The organism is Streptomyces sp. NPDC001848, assembly GCF_042891915.1.
In the GTDB taxonomy this organism is placed as follows: Bacteria; Actinomycetota; Actinomycetes; order Streptomycetales; family Streptomycetaceae; genus Streptomyces.
Genome location: NZ_JBIATP010000009.1, coordinates 355141 through 374659, shown reverse-complemented (window position 1 = coordinate 374659; position 19519 = coordinate 355141). Strand labels below are relative to the sequence as shown.

The 19519-nt window shown below is 72.5% G+C and carries 16 protein-coding genes; 7 read left to right on the top strand and 9 right to left on the bottom strand.

Annotated features, from left to right (window positions below; genetic code table 11):
• Window positions 1–115: 115 nt before the first annotated feature.
• Window positions 116–742, top strand: a complete 627-nt coding sequence (locus ACFYZJ_RS21105; RefSeq protein WP_388570302.1) for a PP2C family protein-serine/threonine phosphatase — start codon at window positions 116–118, stop codon at window positions 740–742.
• Between the two features lie 66 nt (window positions 743–808).
• Here the strand turns inward: ACFYZJ_RS21105 and ACFYZJ_RS21100 are convergent, their stop codons facing one another.
• Window positions 809–1756, bottom strand: coding sequence for an MIP/aquaporin family protein (locus ACFYZJ_RS21100; protein ID WP_388570299.1), 948 nt, complete (start codon window positions 1754–1756; stop codon window positions 809–811).
• A 292-nt stretch (window positions 1757–2048) separates the two neighbouring features.
• Here ACFYZJ_RS21100 and ACFYZJ_RS21095 point away from each other — a divergent pair, with 292 nt between their 5' ends.
• The 3 genes from ACFYZJ_RS21095 to ACFYZJ_RS21085 all read left to right on the top strand — a co-directional run bounded on the left by ACFYZJ_RS21095 (window position 2049) and on the right by ACFYZJ_RS21085 (window position 6837).
• A complete protein-coding gene (locus tag ACFYZJ_RS21095; protein ID WP_388570325.1) occupies window positions 2049–3980 on the top strand; it encodes an NAD-binding protein in 1932 nt (643 codons plus the stop codon).
• A gap of 139 nt (window positions 3981–4119) precedes the next feature.
• On the top strand, window positions 4120–5970 hold the full coding sequence (locus ACFYZJ_RS21090; protein WP_388570296.1) for a prolyl oligopeptidase family serine peptidase: 1851 nt from the start codon (window positions 4120–4122) through the stop codon (window positions 5968–5970).
• Between the two features lie 51 nt (window positions 5971–6021).
• A complete protein-coding gene (locus ACFYZJ_RS21085) occupies window positions 6022–6837 on the top strand; it encodes an SURF1 family protein (protein WP_388570292.1) in 816 nt (271 codons plus the stop codon).
• Between the two features lie 49 nt (window positions 6838–6886).
• Here ACFYZJ_RS21085 and ACFYZJ_RS21080 read toward each other — a convergent pair whose 3' ends face one another.
• The 4 genes from ACFYZJ_RS21080 to ACFYZJ_RS21065 all read right to left on the bottom strand — a co-directional run bounded on the left by ACFYZJ_RS21080 (window position 6887) and on the right by ACFYZJ_RS21065 (window position 11639).
• The gene (locus tag ACFYZJ_RS21080; RefSeq protein ID WP_388570290.1) at window positions 6887–8248 is read right to left on the bottom strand and encodes a hypothetical protein; all 1362 of its coding nucleotides are present in this window, start codon (window positions 8246–8248) and stop codon (window positions 6887–6889) included.
• On the bottom strand, window positions 8245–8841 hold the full coding sequence (locus ACFYZJ_RS21075; protein ID WP_388570287.1) for a SigE family RNA polymerase sigma factor: 597 nt from the start codon (window positions 8839–8841) through the stop codon (window positions 8245–8247). Before ACFYZJ_RS21075 ends, ACFYZJ_RS21080 begins: the two co-directional genes overlap by 4 nt.
• 429 nt (window positions 8842–9270) lie before the next feature.
• Window positions 9271–10350: an aspartate-semialdehyde dehydrogenase gene (locus ACFYZJ_RS21070; protein WP_388570285.1), complete on the bottom strand. Its 1080-nt coding sequence runs from the start codon at window positions 10348–10350 to the stop codon at window positions 9271–9273.
• Window positions 10347–11639: an aspartate kinase gene (locus ACFYZJ_RS21065; RefSeq protein ID WP_388570282.1), complete on the bottom strand. Its 1293-nt coding sequence runs from the start codon at window positions 11637–11639 to the stop codon at window positions 10347–10349. The genes ACFYZJ_RS21070 and ACFYZJ_RS21065 overlap by 4 nt, the downstream gene beginning before the upstream one ends.
• Window positions 11640–11981: 342 nt before the next feature.
• On the opposite strand from ACFYZJ_RS21065, the gene ACFYZJ_RS21060 reads away from it, so the two are divergent.
• Window positions 11982–12716, top strand: a complete 735-nt coding sequence (locus ACFYZJ_RS21060; protein ID WP_388570279.1) for a TSUP family transporter — start codon at window positions 11982–11984, stop codon at window positions 12714–12716.
• Window positions 12717–12740: 24 nt separating this feature from the next.
• Here the strand turns inward: ACFYZJ_RS21060 and ACFYZJ_RS21055 are convergent, their stop codons facing one another.
• The 3 genes from ACFYZJ_RS21055 to ACFYZJ_RS21045 all read right to left on the bottom strand — a co-directional run bounded on the left by ACFYZJ_RS21055 (window position 12741) and on the right by ACFYZJ_RS21045 (window position 14470).
• A complete protein-coding gene (locus ACFYZJ_RS21055) occupies window positions 12741–13400 on the bottom strand; it encodes a DUF5063 domain-containing protein (RefSeq protein ID WP_388570276.1) in 660 nt (219 codons plus the stop codon).
• Window positions 13393–13992: a recombination mediator RecR gene (gene recR / locus ACFYZJ_RS21050; RefSeq protein WP_103837909.1), complete on the bottom strand. Its 600-nt coding sequence runs from the start codon at window positions 13990–13992 to the stop codon at window positions 13393–13395. The genes ACFYZJ_RS21055 and recR overlap by 8 nt, the downstream gene beginning before the upstream one ends.
• Before the next feature lie 139 nt (window positions 13993–14131).
• Window positions 14132–14470: a YbaB/EbfC family nucleoid-associated protein gene (locus tag ACFYZJ_RS21045; protein WP_388570273.1), complete on the bottom strand. Its 339-nt coding sequence runs from the start codon at window positions 14468–14470 to the stop codon at window positions 14132–14134.
• Between the two features lie 388 nt (window positions 14471–14858).
• Between ACFYZJ_RS21045 and ACFYZJ_RS21040 the strand changes: the two genes are divergently transcribed.
• Window positions 14859–15623: an SLATT domain-containing protein gene (locus tag ACFYZJ_RS21040; protein ID WP_388570270.1), complete on the top strand. Its 765-nt coding sequence runs from the start codon at window positions 14859–14861 to the stop codon at window positions 15621–15623.
• Window positions 15624–15651: 28 nt separating this feature from the next.
• Here the strand turns inward: ACFYZJ_RS21040 and ACFYZJ_RS21035 are convergent, their stop codons facing one another.
• Window positions 15652–17898: a serine/threonine-protein kinase gene (locus ACFYZJ_RS21035; protein ID WP_388570268.1), complete on the bottom strand. Its 2247-nt coding sequence runs from the start codon at window positions 17896–17898 to the stop codon at window positions 15652–15654.
• A 199-nt stretch (window positions 17899–18097) separates the two neighbouring features.
• Here ACFYZJ_RS21035 and ACFYZJ_RS21030 point away from each other — a divergent pair, with 199 nt between their 5' ends.
• Window positions 18098–19453 (top strand): aspartate aminotransferase family protein, encoded by a 1356-nt coding sequence (locus ACFYZJ_RS21030; RefSeq protein WP_388570265.1) that lies wholly within the window; start codon window positions 18098–18100, stop codon window positions 19451–19453.
• Window positions 19454–19519: the final 66 nt, after the last annotated feature.

Sequence of the window (19519 nt, the reverse complement as noted above, 5' to 3'; positions counted from 1 at the left end):
CCATCGAGTGAACGGGGCTGAGAGTGCCATCTGCCTGCTGAAATGCGGCTATGAGGCGTCAGGCGGGGCCGGGGGAACCTGCGCGTACTCCAATAACCTGCCCGCGACCCGCGGAGTGGAGGTCGGCGGCGACTTCTACGACCTGCTGCGCCTTGACGCCACCACCGCGGCCGCCGTCATCGGCGACGTGGAGGGTCACAGCATGGCTGCGGCCGCCCTCATGGGCCAGGTGCGGACCGCCATCCACGCCCACGCCACCGCCGGGGCGGCTCCGGACGAGGTCCTGGCCTGCACCAACCGGCTCCTGACCGACCTGAACTCCGACCTGCTCGTCTCCTGCCTCTACGCCCATCTCGACCTGGCCCGCCGGGAGATCGCTCTCGCCAGCGCCGGTCACGTTCCGCCGCTGCTGTGCCAGGGCCCCGACGACGTCCGCCTGCTGGAGGTGGAGCCCGGGCCGCTGCTCGGTGTCGACATCCACTTCGACTACCCCGTCACCCGGGTGCCGCTGCCCGCCGACGCCCTGCTGGCCTTCTTCACCGACGGCCTCGTCGAAGTCCCCGGCACCGACACCGGCAGGACCACCGCGGCCCTGGCCCGGTACCTGGCCGACGTCCGCGACAACGCGCTGGATGAGCTGATCGACGGCCTGGTCCGCCACATCTGGCCCACCGGTCGGCACACCGACGACATCGCCGTCCTCCTGCTGCGGGCGACCGGTGGGCATCCGGCCTCCGGCTGAGTCCGGCTGAGGTGGCGGAGTCGGGTCGAGGTGGCGATCGCCAGGTCATTTCCGTCCGCCGGTCGGTCACTCCTCGTCCGTCGTCTCCACCGGACGGGTCCGCCCGGGTTCCGGCGGCTCGGCGCGCTGTGCCCGGATGTGCAGCACGTCGCTGATGAACAGGTCGTAGACCAGGACCCCGACCACACCGCCGACGAGAGGACCGACGATCGGGATCCACCAGTAGTCCCTGAAGGCGCCGGGCAGCGTGCCGGGCAGCGCGAGGCTCTGCCAGCCCGCCAGCCAGGTGAACAGGCGCGGTCCGAAGTCCCGGGCGGGGTTGATGGCGTACCCGGCGTTCGCGCCGTAGGAGATGCCGATGGCGGTGACCGCGAGGCCGATCACGAAGGGCCCCAGGTTGGCCCGCACGCCCGTGTTGCGCAGGTCGATGACCGCCACGACGAACATGACCAGGAAGGCCGTGCCGACGATCTGGTCCACGAGCGGGCCCCATGTGCCGCCGTGGAAGAACGGCGCGGGGAACGTACCGAAGATCGAGAAGGTGGCGAGGGTGTGCCCGTTCGTCTTCGGGCCGGTCATGGCGTGGTCGAAGGTGTTGATCGCGTCGTGGTAGACGGCGTACACCAGCGCCGCCCCCACGAACGCGCCGGCCAACTGCGCGAACCAGTACGGGACCACCCGGGCCCAGGGGAACCGGCGGCGCACCGCGAAGGCCAGCGTGACCGCCGGATTGATGTGGGCGCCGCTGACGCCACCCGCGACGTAGACGCCGAACGTGACGGCCAGGCCCCAGCCCCAGGTGATCAGGAGCCAGTCGCCGGAGCTCAGGAAGAAGGTGGTGGGTCCCGCGGTACGGCCGGATCCCGGCAGCGCGGCGACGGCCACGGCGCCCGAACCGCATCCGAACGCGATGAGGACGAGCGTCCCCAGGAACTCCGCGAGGCATTCGCCGAGTAGACCCCCTCGGCGCCTGAGGCGGGAGGGTTTGACCAAGGGCGGGATTTCCACAGCCATGATGGCCCCCTCGGGGACTGGTCAGGCCGGTGACGGCTCGTCCCGCGGGCGCGGTCGAGGACGCCGGTCGAGCTCACCACGAGTATGACTCAAGGACAGCAGCCCCGCTCTTCACCGTCGCCGCCGTCACCTGCACGGATGAGGGGGTCACCCGTGCGGGCGAATGAGTCACCGTCCCGGATGCCGCCGCCTCAGGTGCCCCTGTGGAACCAGCGCGCCCCGTAGGGCAGTCTTCCTCCTCGTGGGGGCAGGGATTCCGCAGCAGAACGGGTCGGGTGACGGGGTCCCGCACATGGTGGTGTGCGGGGACGACGGGCTCGCGCACCGGTTGGCCGCCGAGTTGCGCGGGGCCTACGGCGAGCAGGTGACGCTCGTGGTCCCGCCCGCCCTCCGGGTCGCGCCGCAGCCGGTGGTGGGCCGGGCCCGTGCCTCGGCGCTGCTCGACCGGGTCTCCGCCGCCGTCACGCGCGCGGCGGGCAACGGCAACGGCAACGGTACCGACGGGCGCAGCACCGGATCCGGCGGCGGCCGCAGCGCCGAACCCTCCGGCTCCCTGCGGATGATCGAGGCCGCCGAGGCGTCCGAGGCCGTGCTCGCGGAGGCCGGCGTGGACCGGGCGGCGGCACTGGCGCTCGTCTATGACGACGATGAGACCAACATCCGCGCCGCGCTCACCGCCCGCCGCCTCAACCCGCGGCTGCGGCTCGTGCTGCGCCTGTACAACCGGCGGCTCGGGCAGCACATCGAGGCACTCCTCGACCAGGCGGCGGCCCTGGCGTCCGGCGGAACCGGCGACCCCGAGGCGTTCGACGCGTCCACGACCGTGCTGTCCGACGCCGACACCGCCGCCCCCGCCCTGGCCGCGAGCGCCGTCGCCGGCACCACGAAAGTGGTGCAGACGGACGGGCTGATGCTGCGGGCCGTCGAGCGCCCGCCGCCGCGGCCGGGTCAGGTCACCGACCCCGGGCTGTGCACCCTGGCGCTGCTGTCCGACAACGACCGTGCCGGGGCCGACGGTTCCGAGGCCGGCGGCGACCAGGGACCGCAACTCCTGCCCGACGAAAGGACGGTGCGGGAGGCCACCGGACGCGGCACCATCGTCCTGGAGACCGTCTCCTACACCGGTCCGGCGCTGGCCGCCGGCCGCAGCGTCGTACCGCTCGGCTCGCTGCTGTCACGGCGGCTGCGCTGGTCGGTCGCGGGACTGGTGGGCTGTGTGGTCGGGCTCGCGATCGCGTCGATGGCGGTCACCGGCGAACCTCCGCTGCGGGCCACCTACCTGACGCTGCTGGACCTGTTCGCGATCGACAACCCGGCCATCGGGGAGCCCGTCGGACGGCAGATCCTGCAACTGCTGTCCTCACTCGTCGGGTTGCTGCTGCTGCCGGTGCTGCTGGCGGCCGTACTGGAAGCCCTCGGCACCTTCCGCAGCGGAACCGCGCTGCGCAGACCGCCGCGCGGGCTGTCCGGACACGTGGTGCTGCTCGGCGTCGGCAAGATCGGCACCCGGGTCATGACCCGGCTGCGGGAACTGAGGATCCCGGTGGTGTGCGTGGAGGGCGACCCGGAGGCGCGGGGCCTGGCGACGGCCCGGCGGCTGCGGGTGCCGGTCGTGCTCGGGGACGTGACTCAGGAAGGCGTGCTGGAAGCCGCCAAGATCCACCGGGCGCACGCGCTGCTCGCCCTGACCAGCTCCGACACGACGAACCTCGAGGCCGTCCTGTACGCCCGCTCGGTACGGCCCGACCTGCGGGTCGTCCTGCGCCTGTACGACGACGACTTCGCCACGGCCGTCTACCGCACCCTGCGTGCCGCGCACCCGCACGCACAGACACGCAGCCGCAGCGTGTCCCACCTGGCCGCCCCCGCGTTCGCCGGGGCCATGCTGGGCCGGCAGATCCTCGGGGCGATCCCGGTGGAGCGGCGGGTGCTGCTGTTCGCCGCCGTGGACGTGGCCGGGCATCCGCAGCTGGAGGGGAAGACGGTCGCCGAGGCGTTCCGCGCCGGGGCGTGGCGGGTGCTCGCCCTGGACACCTCGGGGCCGGAGGAGCGCGACCAGCCGCCGAACCCGGAGACGGGCACGCCGGACCGCGCCTCGGGCCTGGTCTGGGACCTGCCGCCCACCTACGTCCTGCGCGCGGAGGACCGGGTGGTGCTGGCGGCGACGCGGCGGGGTCTCGCGGACCTGCTGGGACGCAGGCGCCGGGAGCCGGCCGGGGCCTGATCCCGGCCGGGGCCTGATCCCGGCCCGGGCCGACCGGGTCTGCTCGACACCCCCGGCCTGACGCGGGTGTGGAGCGGGGTTATCCACAGGCTGGGGACCTCGCCCGCGGGAAGTCGGCCCGGCCAGGCACTATGGGGCCATGACTGAGAGCAACGGGTCCACCTCGCCCGAGCGCGGCGGGGACATGCCGGACTGGGAGAAGCGCTTCCGGGCGCCGCGGGTGTCGCTGCCGGACTGGGCGGAGGACGCGCCGCACCGCTCGCTGTTCGTCTCCAACGCGACGGGGACGTACGAGCTGTACGCCTGGGACCGCGTCACGGGCGAGCAACGCCAGGTCACGGACCGGGCGAACGGCACGACGGAGGGCGTGCTCTCGCCGGACGGCGAGTGGATCTGGTGGTTCGACGACACGGACGGCGACGAGTTCGGGATCTGGAGACGCCAGCGCTTCCTGCCCGGTGACTCCGGTGCGGGTGCCGGGACGGATGAGCCGGCGGCTCCCGGACTCCAACCGTCGTATCCGGCGGGTCTCGCGATCGCGCGGGACGGGCGGACGGCGGTCGTGGGCCGCTCCACCGACCAGGACGGTTCCACGATCCATCTGGTGCGGGCGGGCCGGGATCCGGTGGAGATCTACCGGCACCGCGAGTCGGCCGGGGTGGGCGACCTCTCCCATGACGGCTCGCTGATCGCCATCGAGCACACCGAGCACGGCGACGCCATGCACTCCGCGCTGCGTGTGCTGCGGCCGGACGGTTCGACGGTCGCGGAACTGGACGACACCAAGGGCGGCACGGTCGAGCTGGGCCTGGAGGTCCTGGGCTTCGCGCCCGTCGACGGGGACACCCGGCTGCTCATCGGGCACCAGCGGCGCGGCCGGTGGGAGCCGCTGGTGTGGGACGTCGCCTCCGGCGAGGAGACGGACCTGCAGCTGGACCTGCCGGGGGACGTGGCCGCGGAGTGGTATCCGGACGGCTCCGCGCTGCTGATCGTGCACGGTTTCGAGGCGCGCAGCGAGCTGTTCCGCTACGACCTGGCCACCCGCGAGCTGGTACGGGTGCCGACACCGCCGGGCACGGTGTCCGGGGCGACGGCCCGGCCCGACGGGACCGTGGAGTACCTGTGGTCGTCCGCGGCCGAGCCCCCGGTGGTCCGGTCCACCTCCGGCAGGGTGGTGCTGGATCCTCCCGGGTTCAAGGCGCCCGGGTCGGTGCCGGTGGAGGACGTGTGGGTGGACGGGCCGGGCGGCCGTATCCACGCGCTGGTGCAGAGGCCGCCGGGAGCGCGAGGCCCGCTGCCGACGGTGTTCGACATCCACGGCGGTCCGACCTGGCACGACAGCGACTCGTTCGCCGCGGGCCCGGCGGCCTGGGTGGACCACGGGTACGCGGTGGTGCGGGTCAACTACCGCGGTTCGACGGGGTACGGGCGCGAGTGGACGGACGCGCTCAAGCACCGGGTCGGGCTGATCGAGCTGGAGGACATCGCGGCGGTCCGGGAGTGGGCGGTGTCGTCGGGGCTCGCGGACCCCGAGCGGCTGGTGCTGACGGGCGGCTCGTGGGGCGGCTACCTGACGCTGCTCGGCCTCGGCACCCAGCCGGACCTGTGGACGATCGGGATCGCGGCGGTTCCGGTCGCGGACTACGTCACGGCGTACCACGACGAGATGGAGGCGCTGAAGGCGATGGACCGCACGCTCCTCGGGGGCACGCCCGAGGAGGTGCCGGAGCGGTTCGAGGCGTCGTCGCCGCTGACGTACGTCGACGCGGTGAAGGCACCGGTGTACATCTCGGCGGGGGTGAACGACCCGCGCTGCCCGATCCGCCAGGTCGAGAACTATGTGAACCGGCTCGCCGCGCGAGGCGCGGTGCACGAGGTGTACCGGTACGACGCGGGGCACGGCTCACTGGTGGTCGACGAGCGGATCAAGCAGGTCCGGCTGGAGCTGGACTTCGCGGCGCGGCATCTGGGGGGTGATGCGGCGGCCTGACGGCGGGCCCCACGGGCGGGGGCCCGGTGGCGGCACCGTACCGTTGATGGCGTGTACCGGTTTCTGCTGACGCCCCGCTGGTGGGGGATCAACGTCTTCGTCCTGCTCGCCATCCCCTTCTGTATCTTCATGGGGTCGTGGCAGCTGAGCCGGTTCGAGGCCCGCGTGCAGGACCACCGGTTGGCGAGCGAGCAGGCCTCCGCGGCCCGCAAGGAGCCGGCCCGGCCGCTGCGCGAGCTGTTGCCGGTGACCCAGAGGACGTCGGGGAAGCAGGCCACGGCCACCGGGCGGTACGGGCAGCAGCTGCTGGTGCCGGGCCGGGAGCTGGACGGCAGGCGCGGGTTCTACGTGCTGACCATGCTGCGGACCGACGGGGGCAAGGCGCTGCCGGTGGTGCGGGGCTGGCTGCCGGGTGACGCCGACCCCGCGAAGGCCCCGGCGCCGCCGGCCGGCGAGGTCACCGTCACGGGTGCCCTGCAGGCCTCGGAGAGCCCCGGGGCGAACGGGGTCGGCGCGGCAGGCGGACTGCCCGCCGGCCAGACCGGAGCGATCAGCACGGCGACGCTGGTGAACCTGGTGCCGTACGACCTGTACGACGCGTGGATCACCCTCACCAAGGCCGACAGCGGGATGAAGGCGGTACCGGCGACTGCGCCGGCGGGCAGCGGACTCGACCTGAAGGCGTTCCAGAACCTGGGTTACACCGGGGAGTGGTTCGTCTTCGCCGGCTTCACCCTCTTCATGTGGTTCCGCCTGCTGCGCCGCGAGGTGGAGTACGCCCGCGACGCACAGCTTGGCCTCGTACCAGAAGGCCCGGACACCGGCCGGGCGCCCGAGGCCGCGCCCTCGCCGACCGTCAAGGCCTGACGCGGGGCCGACCGGCCTCGGGCCGAGCCGGTTCCTGTGGTAGCGGAGGTCAGGACCCCGCCAGCATCCCCGTCCGGTAGACCGTGCCGGCGCAGGCGTTCGCGACGGTCGTCGAGGAGGTCGCGGAACCGGTGCCCGGCGTGAGGGAGACGGTCACGCTGCCGTCGGCCACGCCGTCCTCCGTCATGAGCTGCGGTGCCGCGCCGCTGCTGTCCGGGCTTGAGCCGCCGCCGCTCGTGCTCGTGCTCTGCGTGGGGCTGGGGTCGGGTGAGGCGCCCGTGCCGCCCCCGGTGCCGCTGCCCGCGGTCGGGCAGGTCTCCGAGGGAACCCAGGCGAACCTGACCTCGTACGCCGCTCCGGGCTTGAGCACGAGGGAGGTGACTTCCTGCCCGGGGTCGGGCAGGTTGGTGGCCGGGTCGCCGGTCACGTGCTTCACCACGGTGATCTTGGTGGGATCCGCCGCGCCCTGGGGCGCTGCGGTGACGTTGTCGCTGCCCGAGGCGGTACAGCTCGTGGTGGAGGTGTTGGTGATGCGGAACGTGCCGTAGACCGCGCCGGTGGAGTCCGGGGTGCCCGCCGTGGCGGTCACCTGGCTGAGCTGGGCAGCGGTACACGGAGGTGCGGTCTGCGCGGAGGCCGACGGGTTCGTCCCGCCGGTGGCCCCGTCGGACACCCCCTTGCCCTTGTCCTCCTTGCCCTTCTGGCTCCCCTTGCCGGTCTCCTTGGACGTCCCGGCGGAGCCGGCCGAGCCGCTGGAGCCGCCGTCCGGTCCCTTGCCCTGGCCGGCGCCGCCCTGGGCCTCGGAGGCCTGGCCGGCGATGGACGGGTCGGCGTTCGAACCGGTGGCGTTCGAGACATGGACGAGGGCCGGGATCGCGGTGCCGATGAACAGGGCAGCGGCCGCCATGCCGACCACGGCCTGCCGCTTGCGGGCCCGCCGGGCGGGTACCGCACGCCGCAGATGGTCGAGGCTGCCCTCACGCGGTTCGATGTCGCCCACGGCCTGGTGCAGCATCCGCCGCAGCGCCAGTTCGTCCGAGCCGAGCCCCTCGGGCGTCCCGTCGCCGTCCCCGGGCAGGTCCTCGCCCCCGCCGCCCGAGCCCGACCCGGCCCCGCCGCCCCCGAGCGCCGCCAGGAGCCGGTCCCGCCCGGCCCCGAGGCCGTCGCCGGTACCGTCCGCGTCCCTGCCGAAGGCTTCCAAGAGGTGGTCCGCGGCGGCGCGGTCCCGCCCGGTGTCCGCACGGGCCTGGTCGTCGGGGCGGTGGTTCACGGTTCCGTTCCCAGCGTGCTGCTCGTGGTCGGCCTCGAGTGGCCCGGGCCGGTCCGTCGGCTCGTGCCACTCGTACGGTTCGTGTCGTTCGTGGGAGTCGCGCCCCCAGGGGGCGGCGCGCCGCTCCTCGTACTTGCTCATGCCGGTGCCCCCATGGCGACACGGAGCGCCGCGATGCCGCGCGAGCCGTACGCCTTCACCGAACCCAGCGATATCCCCAGCGTCTGAGCCACCTGAGCCTCGGTCATGTCGGCGAAGTAGCGCAGTACCAGGACCTCGCGCTGACGGCGCTGCAGGCCCTTCATCGCCTTGATCAGCGAGTCGCGCTCCAACTGGTCGTACGCGCCCTCCTCCGCGCTCGCCATGTCCGGCATCGGCTTCGTCAGCAGCTTCAGGCCGAGGATGCGGCGGCGCAGCGTGGAGCGCGAGAGGTTGACGACGGTCTGGCGGAGGTACGCGAGCGTCTTCTCCGGGTCGCGCACGCGCTTGCGCGCGGAGTGCACACGGATGAACGCCTCCTGGACGACGTCCTCGCAGGACGCGGTGTCGTCGAGGAGGAGCGCCGCCAGACCCAGCAGGGAGCGGTAGTGGGCGCGGTAGGTCTCGGTGAGATGGTCGACCGTGGTGCCGGCGACCGCCGTCTCCTCGGCGTCCTCGCGCTGGTTCGGTATGCGGGCGGGCCGCGCTGCGGGCATGGGGGCGATCACCGGCATGCCGCCGGGCGCGCCGGGCATGCGGGGCGGACGGAGAGCCGGGCCCCTCGCCTGTACCGCGGTGAATTCGAGTACCTCTGCCACGCCAGTTGGACACGTCTGCCCCCACCAGGGTTGTACGCGACAGGCATCACGTTCGCGCCACGCAGCACGTCCCTGTGCACGCCCCTTCCTGCGCCCCCCAGCACACCGGACCGTGCGTCAAGTGCCCTCATGCGTACCAGCTCTTCCCCTATGCCCCGTGTGTGGTGGTGCTCAGCCCCCGAAGGCGACCGCAAAGACGCTCCCCGCCCTGCGCACGGTTGCGAGGGCGGGGAGTGAAATCTTCGAACGCCGAAAGGGTTCGATTCAAGGTCCGGACCACGGGATGGTCCGTGCAACCCACACAGATCCTACAAACGTTTCAGCCAACGGCCACCGGTTTCAGGCCGTCGGCCGCCTGTCGGGGCACTACGCGGTGGCGCCCAGCTCCTCCGCCACCAGTTCGGCGATCTGCGCGGTGTTCAGTGCGGCGCCCTTGCGCAAGTTGTCGCCGCACACGAAGAGTTCGAGCGCCGTCGGGTCGTCCAGGGCCCGCCGGACCCGGCCGACCCATGTGGGGTCGGTGCCCACCACGTCCGCGGGTGTGGGGAATTCGCCCGCCTCCGGATTGTCGAACAGCACGACGCCGGGCGCTGTGGCGAGGATCTCGCGCGCCCGGTCCACCGTGACCTCGCCCTCGAAGCAGGCGTGGACGGTCAGCGAGTGCGTGGTGACCACCGGCACCCGGACACAGGTGACGGCCACGCGCAGCTGGGGCAGCCCCAGGATCTTGCGGGACTCGTCGCGGACCTTCATCTCCTCCGAGGACCACCCGTCCTCGCGCGGCGACCCGGCCCACGGCACGACGTTCAGCGCGACGGGCTCCGGGAAGGGCCCGGTGTTGTCGCCCACCACGCGCCGCACGTCACCGGGCTTGGTGCCCAGCTCGGTGCCCGCGACCAGCGACAGCTGCTGGCGCAGGGTGTCGATGCCCGCGCGGCCCGCGCCGCTGACGGCCTGGTACGAGGAGACGACCAGCTCACGCAGCCCGAACTCGGCGTGCAGGGCGCCGAGGGCCACGATCATCGACAGTGTCGTGCAGTTGGGGTTGGCGATGATGCCGCGCGGACGCACCCGGGCGGCATGCGGGTTGACCTCCGGCACCACCAGCGGGACATCGGGGTCCATGCGGAACGCGCCCGAATTGTCCACCACGGTCGCGCCCAGCGAGGCGGCGACGGGCGCCCAGTGGGCCGCGACCTCGTCCGGCACGTCGAACATCGCCACGTCGACGCCGAGCAGCGTCTCCTCGGAGAGCGCCACGACCTCGACCTCCTCGCCGCGCACGGCCAGCTTGCGGCCGGCCGAGCGCGGCGAGGCGAGCAGACGGATCTCGCCCCAGATGTCCGCGTGCTGGGACAGGATCTGGAGCATGACCGAACCGACGGCCCCGGTCGCACCCACGACCGCGAGCGTCGGCTTCGTCCCCCCACGGGGGAGCCCGGTCATCGCCCGGTGCCTCCGTAGACGACCGCCTCGTCGCTCTCGGAGTCCAGACCGAACGCGGTGTGCACCGCACGGACCGCCTCGGGCACGTCGTCCTTGCGCGTGACGACCGAGATGCGGATCTCGGAGGTCGAGATCAGCTCGATGTTCACGCCCGCGTCGGACAGCGCGGTGAAGAAGTCCGCCGTGACGCCCGGGTTGGTCTTCATCCCGGCGCCGACGAGGGAGATCTTGCCGATCTGGTCGTCGTAGCGCAGGGAGTCGAAGCCGATCGCGGTCTTCGCCTTCTCCAGGGCGTCGATCGCCTTGCGTCCCTCGCTCTTCGGGAGCGTGAAGGAGATGTCCGTCAGGCCCGTCGACGCGGCCGACACGTTCTGCACGACCATGTCGATGTTGATCTCGGCGTCGGCGATGGCGCGGAAGATCGAGGCGGCCTCGCCCGGCTTGTCCGGCACGCCGACGACCGTGATCTTGGCCTCGGAGGTGTCGTGCGCGACACCGGAGATGATGGCCTGCTCCACCTTCGTTTCCCCTTGCTGCTGTGTCTTCTGAACGACTGGCTCGCTGCTGACCCACGTGCCCTGCAGCCCGCTGAAGGAGGAGCGGACGTGGATCGGGATGTTGTAGCGGCGGGCGTACTCCACACAGCGGTGGAGCAACACCTTGGACCCGGAGGAAGCCAGTTCCAGCATGTCCTCGAAGGAGATCCAGTCGATCTTCCGGGCCTTCTTCACCACCCGGGGGTCCGCGGTGAACACGCCGTCGACGTCGGTGTAGATCTCGCACACCTCGGCGTCGAGGGCGGCCGCGAGGGCCACCGCCGTGGTGTCCGAGCCGCCACGGCCCAGCGTGGTGATGTCCTTCTTGTCCTGGCTGACGCCCTGGAAACCGGCGACGATGCAGATGTTGCCCTCGTCCAGCGCGGTCCGGATGCGACCCGGCGTGACGTCGATGATCCGGGCTTTGTTGTGGACCGAGTCGGTGATGACACCTGCCTGGCTGCCGGTGAACGACTGGGCCTCGTGACCCAGGTTTTTGATCGCCATGGCCAGCAGCGCCATGGAGATCCGCTCTCCGGCGGTCAGCAGCATGTCGAGCTCGCGCCCGGCAGGGATCGGGGAAACCTGCTCGGCGAGATCGATCAGCTCGTCCGTCGTGTCGCCCATCGCGGAAACCACGACAACCACCTGGTTGCCGTTCTTCTTCGCTTCCACGATCCGCTTGGCGACGCGCTTGATGCCTTCGGCATCGGCTACGGAGGAGCCTCCGTACTTCTGCACGACAAGGCCCACGTGCGCTCCTCGCTCAGTCCGTCTCTTTCCCGCGCCTGCGAGACGCAGGTGCGGTCGGCTCAGTCTATCGAGCGGCCGTATTTCCCTTCCGGGATACCGCATGGTGAGATGTCCCGCTCATAGGCGGATCATCCCGGTTTTCTTCGGACGTACGACGGCCGTACGGCGGTTTTTCACCGCCGCTTTCCGCCGCCGCCCCAGGCCGCTCAGCACGGCACCTGCCCCAGCGCCGAGCCGGTACGCGCAACGTGCCGCGAGTCACAGCACGGGCGTGGGAACGCCGTACCTCTCGATCCACCGTGTCATGGACACCGTGACGCCGGGGCGCGAGGATGCCGACCTGTGACACATGGGTGGGCCGGAGACGTGCTGCTGGCCGGGATCGTGCTGCTCGGCGGGTGTGTGCAGTGGCTGACCGGGATGGGGTTCGCTCTCGTCGCCGTGCCCGCGCTCGTGCTGCTGCTCGGTCCCGCCGAGGGCGTCGTGCTCGCCAACTGCGCCGCCGGCGCCATCAGTGTCGTCGGCATCGCCGACGGGTGGCGCAGGGTGCGGGCCCCGGTGATGGCGCCGTTGTGCGTCGCCGCCGTGATCACCGTGCCCGCCGGGACGTGGGTGGCCCGGCGGCTGCCGGAACCTCTGCTGCTGGCATCCATGGGGGCGCTCGTGACCGTCGCGGTGGTGCTGGTCATGCGGGGCCTGCGGGTGCCCGCCCTGCGCGGCGGCCGGGGAGCCGTCGTCGCCGGAGGCCTCGGCGGGTTCATGAACTCGGCCGCCGGGGTCGGTGGACCACCCGTCTCCCTGTACGCCCTGAACGCGGACTGGAAGGTGCGGGAGTTCGTGCCGAACGCGCAGTTCTACGGCGTCGTCGTGAACGCGGTGTCCGTGGCGTCCAACGGCCCGCCCCGGCTCACCGCGCCCGTCTGGGTCTTCGCCGTCCTCGCCCTGGCGGCAGGTGCCCTGATCGGCAGGGCGCTCGCCGGACGCGTGCCCGAGCGGCGCGCCCGGGCACTCGTCCTGCTGCTCGCGCTGGCCGGAGGTCTGAGCACCCTCGGAAAGGGTGTCGCCGGGCTCGTGTGAGCGCCCGGCCCGTGGCCCGCCGGGCTACTTCACCGGCCGCAGCCCCAGCGGGTCCGCGATCTCCTTGGCCATGACCCGGCCGGCCTCCTCCGCGAGGGTCTCGTCGCCGAGGTCCTGGTCGGTGTCGAGGCCGTCCAGTTCCTCCAGGGGCTGGTTCAGGCGGACGTGCGCGACCACGGACTGCAGGGCCCGGAGCGTGGCGGAGGCGGTGGCGCCCCAGTTGGAGAAGTACGAGAACTGCCACCACCACAGGGCCTCCGTGGTGCGGCCGGCCCGGTAGTGGACCATGCCGTGGCGCAGGTCCGTGATCACGTCCGCCAGGTCGTCGGAGATACGGGCCGGCACCGGGGCCTTGCGCGGCTCGTACGGGTCGAAGACCTCCGAGTAGACGTCGACCGGGTCCAGCATGGCGGCGAGCCGTTCGCGCAGCTCGTCCACGTCCGGCTCGGGGCCCGGGTCCGGCTCGTAGCGCTCGTCGGGGACGATGTCCTCGTGCGCGCCGAGGCGGCCCCCGGCCAGCAGCAGCTGGGAGACCTCCAGCAGGAGGAACGGCACGGCCGAGTCCGGCTCGTCGCCCTTCGCGACCTCCGTCACGGCGACCAGGAAGCTCTCGATCTGGTCCGCGATCTGGACGGCGAAGTCGTCCGGGTCCTGCGTCGTCGCGTGCAGCGTGGCGTCAGACATCTAGGAGTCGTCTCCCCTCGAAGGCGCGGCCGAGGGTGACCTCGTCCGCGTATTCCAGGTCGCCACCCACCGGGAGGCCGCTGGCCAGGCGGGTGACCTTCAGGCCCATGGGTTTGATCATCCTGGCGAGGTACGTGGCCGTGGCCTCGCCCTCCAGGTTCGGGTCCGTGGCCAGGATCAGCTCGGTGACCGTGCCGTCGGCCAGTCGGGCGAGCAGTTCACGGATGCGCAGATCGTCCGGGCCCACGCCCTCGATGGGGCTGATCGCGCCGCCGAGCACGTGGTAGCGGCCCCGGAACTCGCGGGTCCGCTCGATCGCGACGACGTCCTTCGGCTCCTCCACCACGCAGATCACCGACGGGTCGCGGCGGGCGTCGCGGCAGATGCCGCACAGCTCCTCCTGTGCGACGTTGCCACAGGTCGCGCAGAAGCGGACCTTCGCCTTCACCTCGAGCAGCGCCTGGGCGAGGCGGCGCACGTCCGTCGGCTCGGCCTGCAGGATGTGGAAGGCGATCCGCTGCGCGCTCTTGGGACCGACGCCGGGCAGCCGCCCCAGCTCGTCGATGAGGTCCTGGACCACGCCTTCGTACAACGGACTGCCTTTCCTGAAGAGCTTCGGTACGTACGGTAGCCGGGCTCGGTTTCCTCGTACGTACGGTAGTTGGCCCTTGCCTTTCGCAGAAGGGACGGGTCGGTGGACGCCCTTCCCCGGGCTCGGCCGCCCGGTGGGCTCAGAACGGCAGGCCGGGGATGCCGCCGCCGAGGCCCTGGGCCAGCGGGCCGAGCTTCTGCTGCTGGAGGGCCTGAGCGTTCTCGTTGGCCGCCTGGACGGCCGCGACGATCAGGTCGGCGAGGGTCTCGGTGTCCTCCGGGTCCACCGCTTTGGGGTCGATGACCAGGGCGCGCAGCTCGCCGGCGCCGGTGACCGTGGCCTTCACCAGGCCGCCGCCCGCCTGACCGTCGACCTCGGTCCTCGCCAGCTCCTCCTGCGCGTTGGCGAGGTCCTGCTGCATCTTCTGGGCCTGCTGGAGCAACTGCTGCATGTTGGGCTGGCCACCACCGGGAAACACGATCAGCTCCTGCCTTCGTACGGTTCGGCTTCGGATGTGCGTGTGTGCGTACGGATGTCAGGGCGGGGTTTGCCGCCTCGGCACGAGCCTACGTGGTCACCGGGGCGCGCGCCGAGGTAGCCCGTCCGGACTCGGTTCCCGCCCACGGAGGCACTCTTTCGAGTGAGTTTGCCGAGCGTCGTATACCCGACCAAGGCCCCCTTCCGGGCGGAAAAGCCCCGAAACCCGGTCGTCCGCCACCCGCCCGGCGGTAGGAAGGGTGCGGCGCTTCAGCACCATGCGTCACGAGCACACTGCGGGGGTGCACGAAGTGAGCAGCGCACGTACCGCGGGACGTGCAGGGGAATGTGCATCGCGGAACGTCATAGCCGTAGGTAGGGAGTGCCGGGTGAGTCAGCCGGAGATGCAGCCCGAGGGTCCGCTCCAGGACGGGCGGGGCGACGGAGCGGCGGGGCTGCGGCCGGGTGACGCGGGCGACCCCGGTGCCCCCGGCGACCTCATCGGCCGGCCGTTCCCGCACGGCGACTGGGGGGAGCCCGCGCAGCGGCTCGACGAGCTGTACCGGTGGGTGGAGCGGCGGGCGCTGGAGACGGCGGCCTGGTACCTCGCGAACCGGGTGTGGAAGCGGCGGGGGGCGCAGGCGCTGCGCGCGGGCGCGGCGCTGGGGGCCGTGTGCGGGGCCGCGCTGCCGCTGCTGGATCTGACCGGGGTGGCGGACGGGGTGGCGCCGTGGGCGTATCTGTCGCTGCTGGTGGGGGTGGCGTGTGTGGCCGCGGACCGCTACTTCGGGGTGACGTCCGGGTGGATGCGCGACGTCGCGACGGCACAGGCGGTCGGGCGGCGGCTGCAGGCGCTGCAGTTCGACTGGGCGTCGGAGAGCGTGCGGGAGGTGCTGGGGCCGACGGAGGGAACCGCGGCGGAGGCGGCGGAGCGGTGCCTGTCGGTGCTGCGGCGGTTCTCCGAGGACGTGACGGAGCTGGTGCGGGCGGAGACGGCGGACTGGATGGCCGAGTTCCGCACGGGCTCGGCGCCGCTGGCGATGCAGTCGTCGGGGGCGACGGCACCTCGCCAGGAGGGCACCCTGCCCGGGAGGTTCCCGCCGCCGGGCGCACGGCCCAACATGCCGCGGCAGCGGCCACCGGAGGCCCGGTGACCGGCCCTGTGCCCACCGGGCCCGGTGGCTACCCGGCCTTCGTGTAGGTCAGGGCCTCCCCGTTGGCCGTGTTCACCCGCTTGAGGCGGCCGTCCGGGAGCAGCGTCAGCTCCGTCGCGCCGCCGGGGGCGCACGACGACGTCGGCCGACCGGTGGTGACCGTGGACGCGCCGATCCTCAACGGGCCGTTCGGGGTCGGCTTCTCGGCCAGCTCGGCCCGGAAGACGCAGTGGTACGTGTCGCCGTCGGCGGTCAGCGACAGCACCGTGTCGCCCACCTCGCCCTGCTGGATGACCAGGCGCCGGGAGTTGTGCCCGGTGCCGTTGTCGATCGTCGCGGTCCAGGTGCCGAGGTAGGCGCCGGGGACGGCGCCCGGGGAGCCGGGGCCGGCCGAAGCCGGCGCCGACGCCACGGCCGACGGGGACGACTGCCCGGGCGTGCTCCGGCCGGGGGCCGTGGGCGTGGCGGAGGCCCGGGAGGGGCTGCCGCCGCCGGTGGTTGCGGTCCCGTCCCCACGCAGCACGGCGTACACCGAACCGCCCGCGCCGAGCGCGACGACCAGGGCGACGACGATCAGCGCGACGGTGAAACGGTCGCTGCGCCGCGCGGGCGCCGGGTCGCCGTACGGCGGCGGACCGTACGGCGGCGCGCCCCAGCCTCCGAGGGCGGGCGGCCGGGGGTGTTGCTGCGGCGGCCCGAAGACGCCGGGCGGTGGCGGTACCGCGTCGTGGGGGGCGCCGGAGGCGGGGGCGGGCCCCGGGATCGTGGTGGCTGCCAGGGCTGCCGGAGCCGTGGGCGCATCGACGGCCTTCGGAGCCCCGGCTCCCTCCTCCTCCGGAGCCTCCGAGCCCCCCGGAGCCTCCGGACCCTTCGAACCCTTCGAACCCTTCGAACCCTTCGAACCCTCCAGGCCCTGAGGACCCTCCAGGCCCTCCAAGCCCTTAGAGCGCTCAGGACCCAACGGACCTTCCAAGCCCCCGGGACCCTCAAGACCCTCCGAGCCCTCCGAACCCTCCGAGCCCTCCGGACCCAACGGACCTCCCAAGCCCCCAGGACCCTCAAGACCCTCCGAGCCCTCCGAACCCTCCGAGCCCTCCGAGCCCTCCGGACCCAACGGACCTCCCAAGCCCCCAGGACCCTCAAGACCCTCCGAGCCCTCCGAGCCCTCCGGACCCAAGCGACCTTCCAAGCCCCCGAGACCCTCAAGACCCTCCGAGCCCTCCGAGCCCTCCGGACCCAAGGGACCTTCCAAGCTCCTGGGACCCTCAGGATCTCCCAAGCTCCTGAGACCCTCAGGACCCTCTGAGCCCCTGGGACCCTCTGAGCCCTCTGAGCCCTTCAGGCCCTCCGGGGGCTCCGGATCCTCCGTCTCCAGCAACCGCACCGCGTGGCGCCCCAGCTGGACGACCAGGGCGCCCGGCAGCCACGGCTCGCGGCTGCGGCCCTCGCTGAGCGTGTCGTCGGCGCCCGTGCGGTCCAGGATCTGCGCGGGGGTCGGCCGCGCGGCCGGGTCCTTGCGCAGGCAGCCCCGTACCAGGTCGGCCAGCCCCTCCGGCATGCCCCCCAGGTCCGGGTCCTCCTGTGCGATGCGGAACATCAGGGCATGCACCCCGCTGTTCGTACTCCCGAAGGGAAGGGTGCCGGTGGCCGCGTACGCGAGCACGGAGCCCAGGCAGAAGACGTCGCACGCGGGCGTGATGCGGTCGCCCCGCACCTGCTCGGGTGCCATGAACCCGGGCGACCCCACGAGGGCCCCGGTGCGCGTGAACCCGGCGCCGGTGAGGGTCTCCAGCGCGCGGGCGATGCCGAAGTCGATGACCCGGGGGCCGTCGATGGTCACCAGGATGTTGGACGGTTTCAGGTCGCGGTGGATCAGCCCGGCGGCGTGGATGTCCTGCAGGGCGTGGGCGAGCCCGGCGGCCAGTACGCGCACGGAGCGCTCCGGCAGGGCACCGTGGTCCTGCGAGACGACGGTCTGGAGGGTCGGCCCGGCGACGTACCCGGTGGCCACCCAGGGGATGTCGGCCTCGGTGTCGGCGTCGAGGACGGGCGCGGTCCAGTAGCCGCCGACCCGCCGCGCGGCCTGCACCTCCTGCCGGAAGCGGGCCCGGAACTCCTCCTGCTCGGCCAGCTCCCGCCGCACGAGTTTCACCGCGACCGTGCGGCCCCGGTCGGACCGGGCCAGATACACGCTCCCCATACCGCCGGCCCCGAGCCGCGCCAGCAACCGATAGGCCCCGACTCTCTGTGGATCCCCGGCCCCCAGCCGTTCCATCGCCGCCTCACCTGCCCCCCTGTGCGTGCGACAGCCAGAGAATAGTGCCGCCGCAGGAGGAGTCGGCAGCAGCGGTGCCCACGGTTCCGTAACGGGCCGCGGTGAGGCGCCCGGCACCCGACAACCTGTCGCGGAATCCCCTCCACCGCAGACATCCCGCCCATGTTCGGCCGGCCTCCCCCGCTCCTAGCCTCGCCGCATGATCCCTCGGACCGACCCCCAGGCAGGCGCCGCCGTCAAGGCCGCGGACCGTGCGCACGTCTTCCACTCGTGGTCAGCGCAGGAGCTCATCGACCCGCTCGCCGTCGCCGGTGCGGAGGGGTCGTACTTCTGGGACTACGACGGCAATCGCTACCTCGACTTCACCAGCGGGCTCGTCTTCACCAACATCGGCTACCAGCACCCCAAGGTCGTCGCCGCGATCCAGGAGCAGGCCGCGACCCTGGCCACGTTCGCGCCCGCCTTCGCCGTCGAGGCCCGCTCGGAGGCCGCCCGGCTGGTCGCCCGGCGCACCCCGGGCGACCTCGACAAGATCTTCTTCACCAACGGTGGCGCCGACGCGGTGGAGCACGCCGTGCGCATGGCGCGCCTGCACACCGGCCGGCCCAAGGTGCTGTCCGCCTACCGCTCCTACCACGGCGGCACCCAGCAGGCCGTGAACATCACCGGCGACCCGCGCCGCTGGGCCTCCGACAGCGGTGCGGCGGGCGTGGTGCACTTCTGGGCGCCGTTCCTGTACCGCTCGCGGTTCTACGCCGAGACCGAGCAGCAGGAGTGCGAGCGGGCGCTGGAGCACCTGGAGACGACCATCGCCTTCGAGGGTCCCGGCACGATCGCCGCGATCGTGTTGGAGACCATCCCGGGCACCGCCGGAATCATGGTCCCGCCGCGCGGCTACCTCGCGGGCGTGCGCGAACTGTGCGACAAGTACGGGATCGTCTTCGTCCTGGACGAGGTGATGGCCGGTTTCGGGCGCACCGGAGAATGGTTCGCGGCCGATCTGTTCGACGTGGTCCCCGACCTGATGACCTTCGCCAAGGGCGTGAACTCCGGCTATGTGCCGCTCGGCGGTGTCGCCATCTCCCAGCGGATCGCCGAGACCTTCGGCAGGCGCCCCTATCCGGGCGGTCTGACCTACTCCGGTCACCCGCTGGCCTGCGCCGCCGCGGTCGCCACGATCAACGTGATGGCCGAGGAGGGCGTCGTCGCGAACGCCGCCGTGGTCGGCGCGCAGGTCATCGAGCCGGGGCTGCGCGCGCTGGCCGAGCGGCACCCGTCGGTGGGCGAGGTGCGCGGCGTCGGCATGTTCTGGGCCTTGGAACTGGTCCGGAACCGCGAGACCAGGGAACCGCTGGTGCCCTACAACGCGGCCGGTGAGGCGAACGCCCCCATGGCCGCCTTCGCCGCCGCCGCGAAGGCGCACGGCCTGTGGCCCTTCATCAACATGAACCGCACCCATGTCGTCCCGCCCTGCACGATCACCGAGGCGGAGGCGAAGGAGGGCCTCGCCGCCCTGGACGCGGCGCTGTCGGTGGCCGACGAGTACACGGTCTGAGCGGCCTCCACCGCACGTGGGACGCTCATGGGTCCCCCACCGCGTAAGGTGACGTGTCTCCGGCAG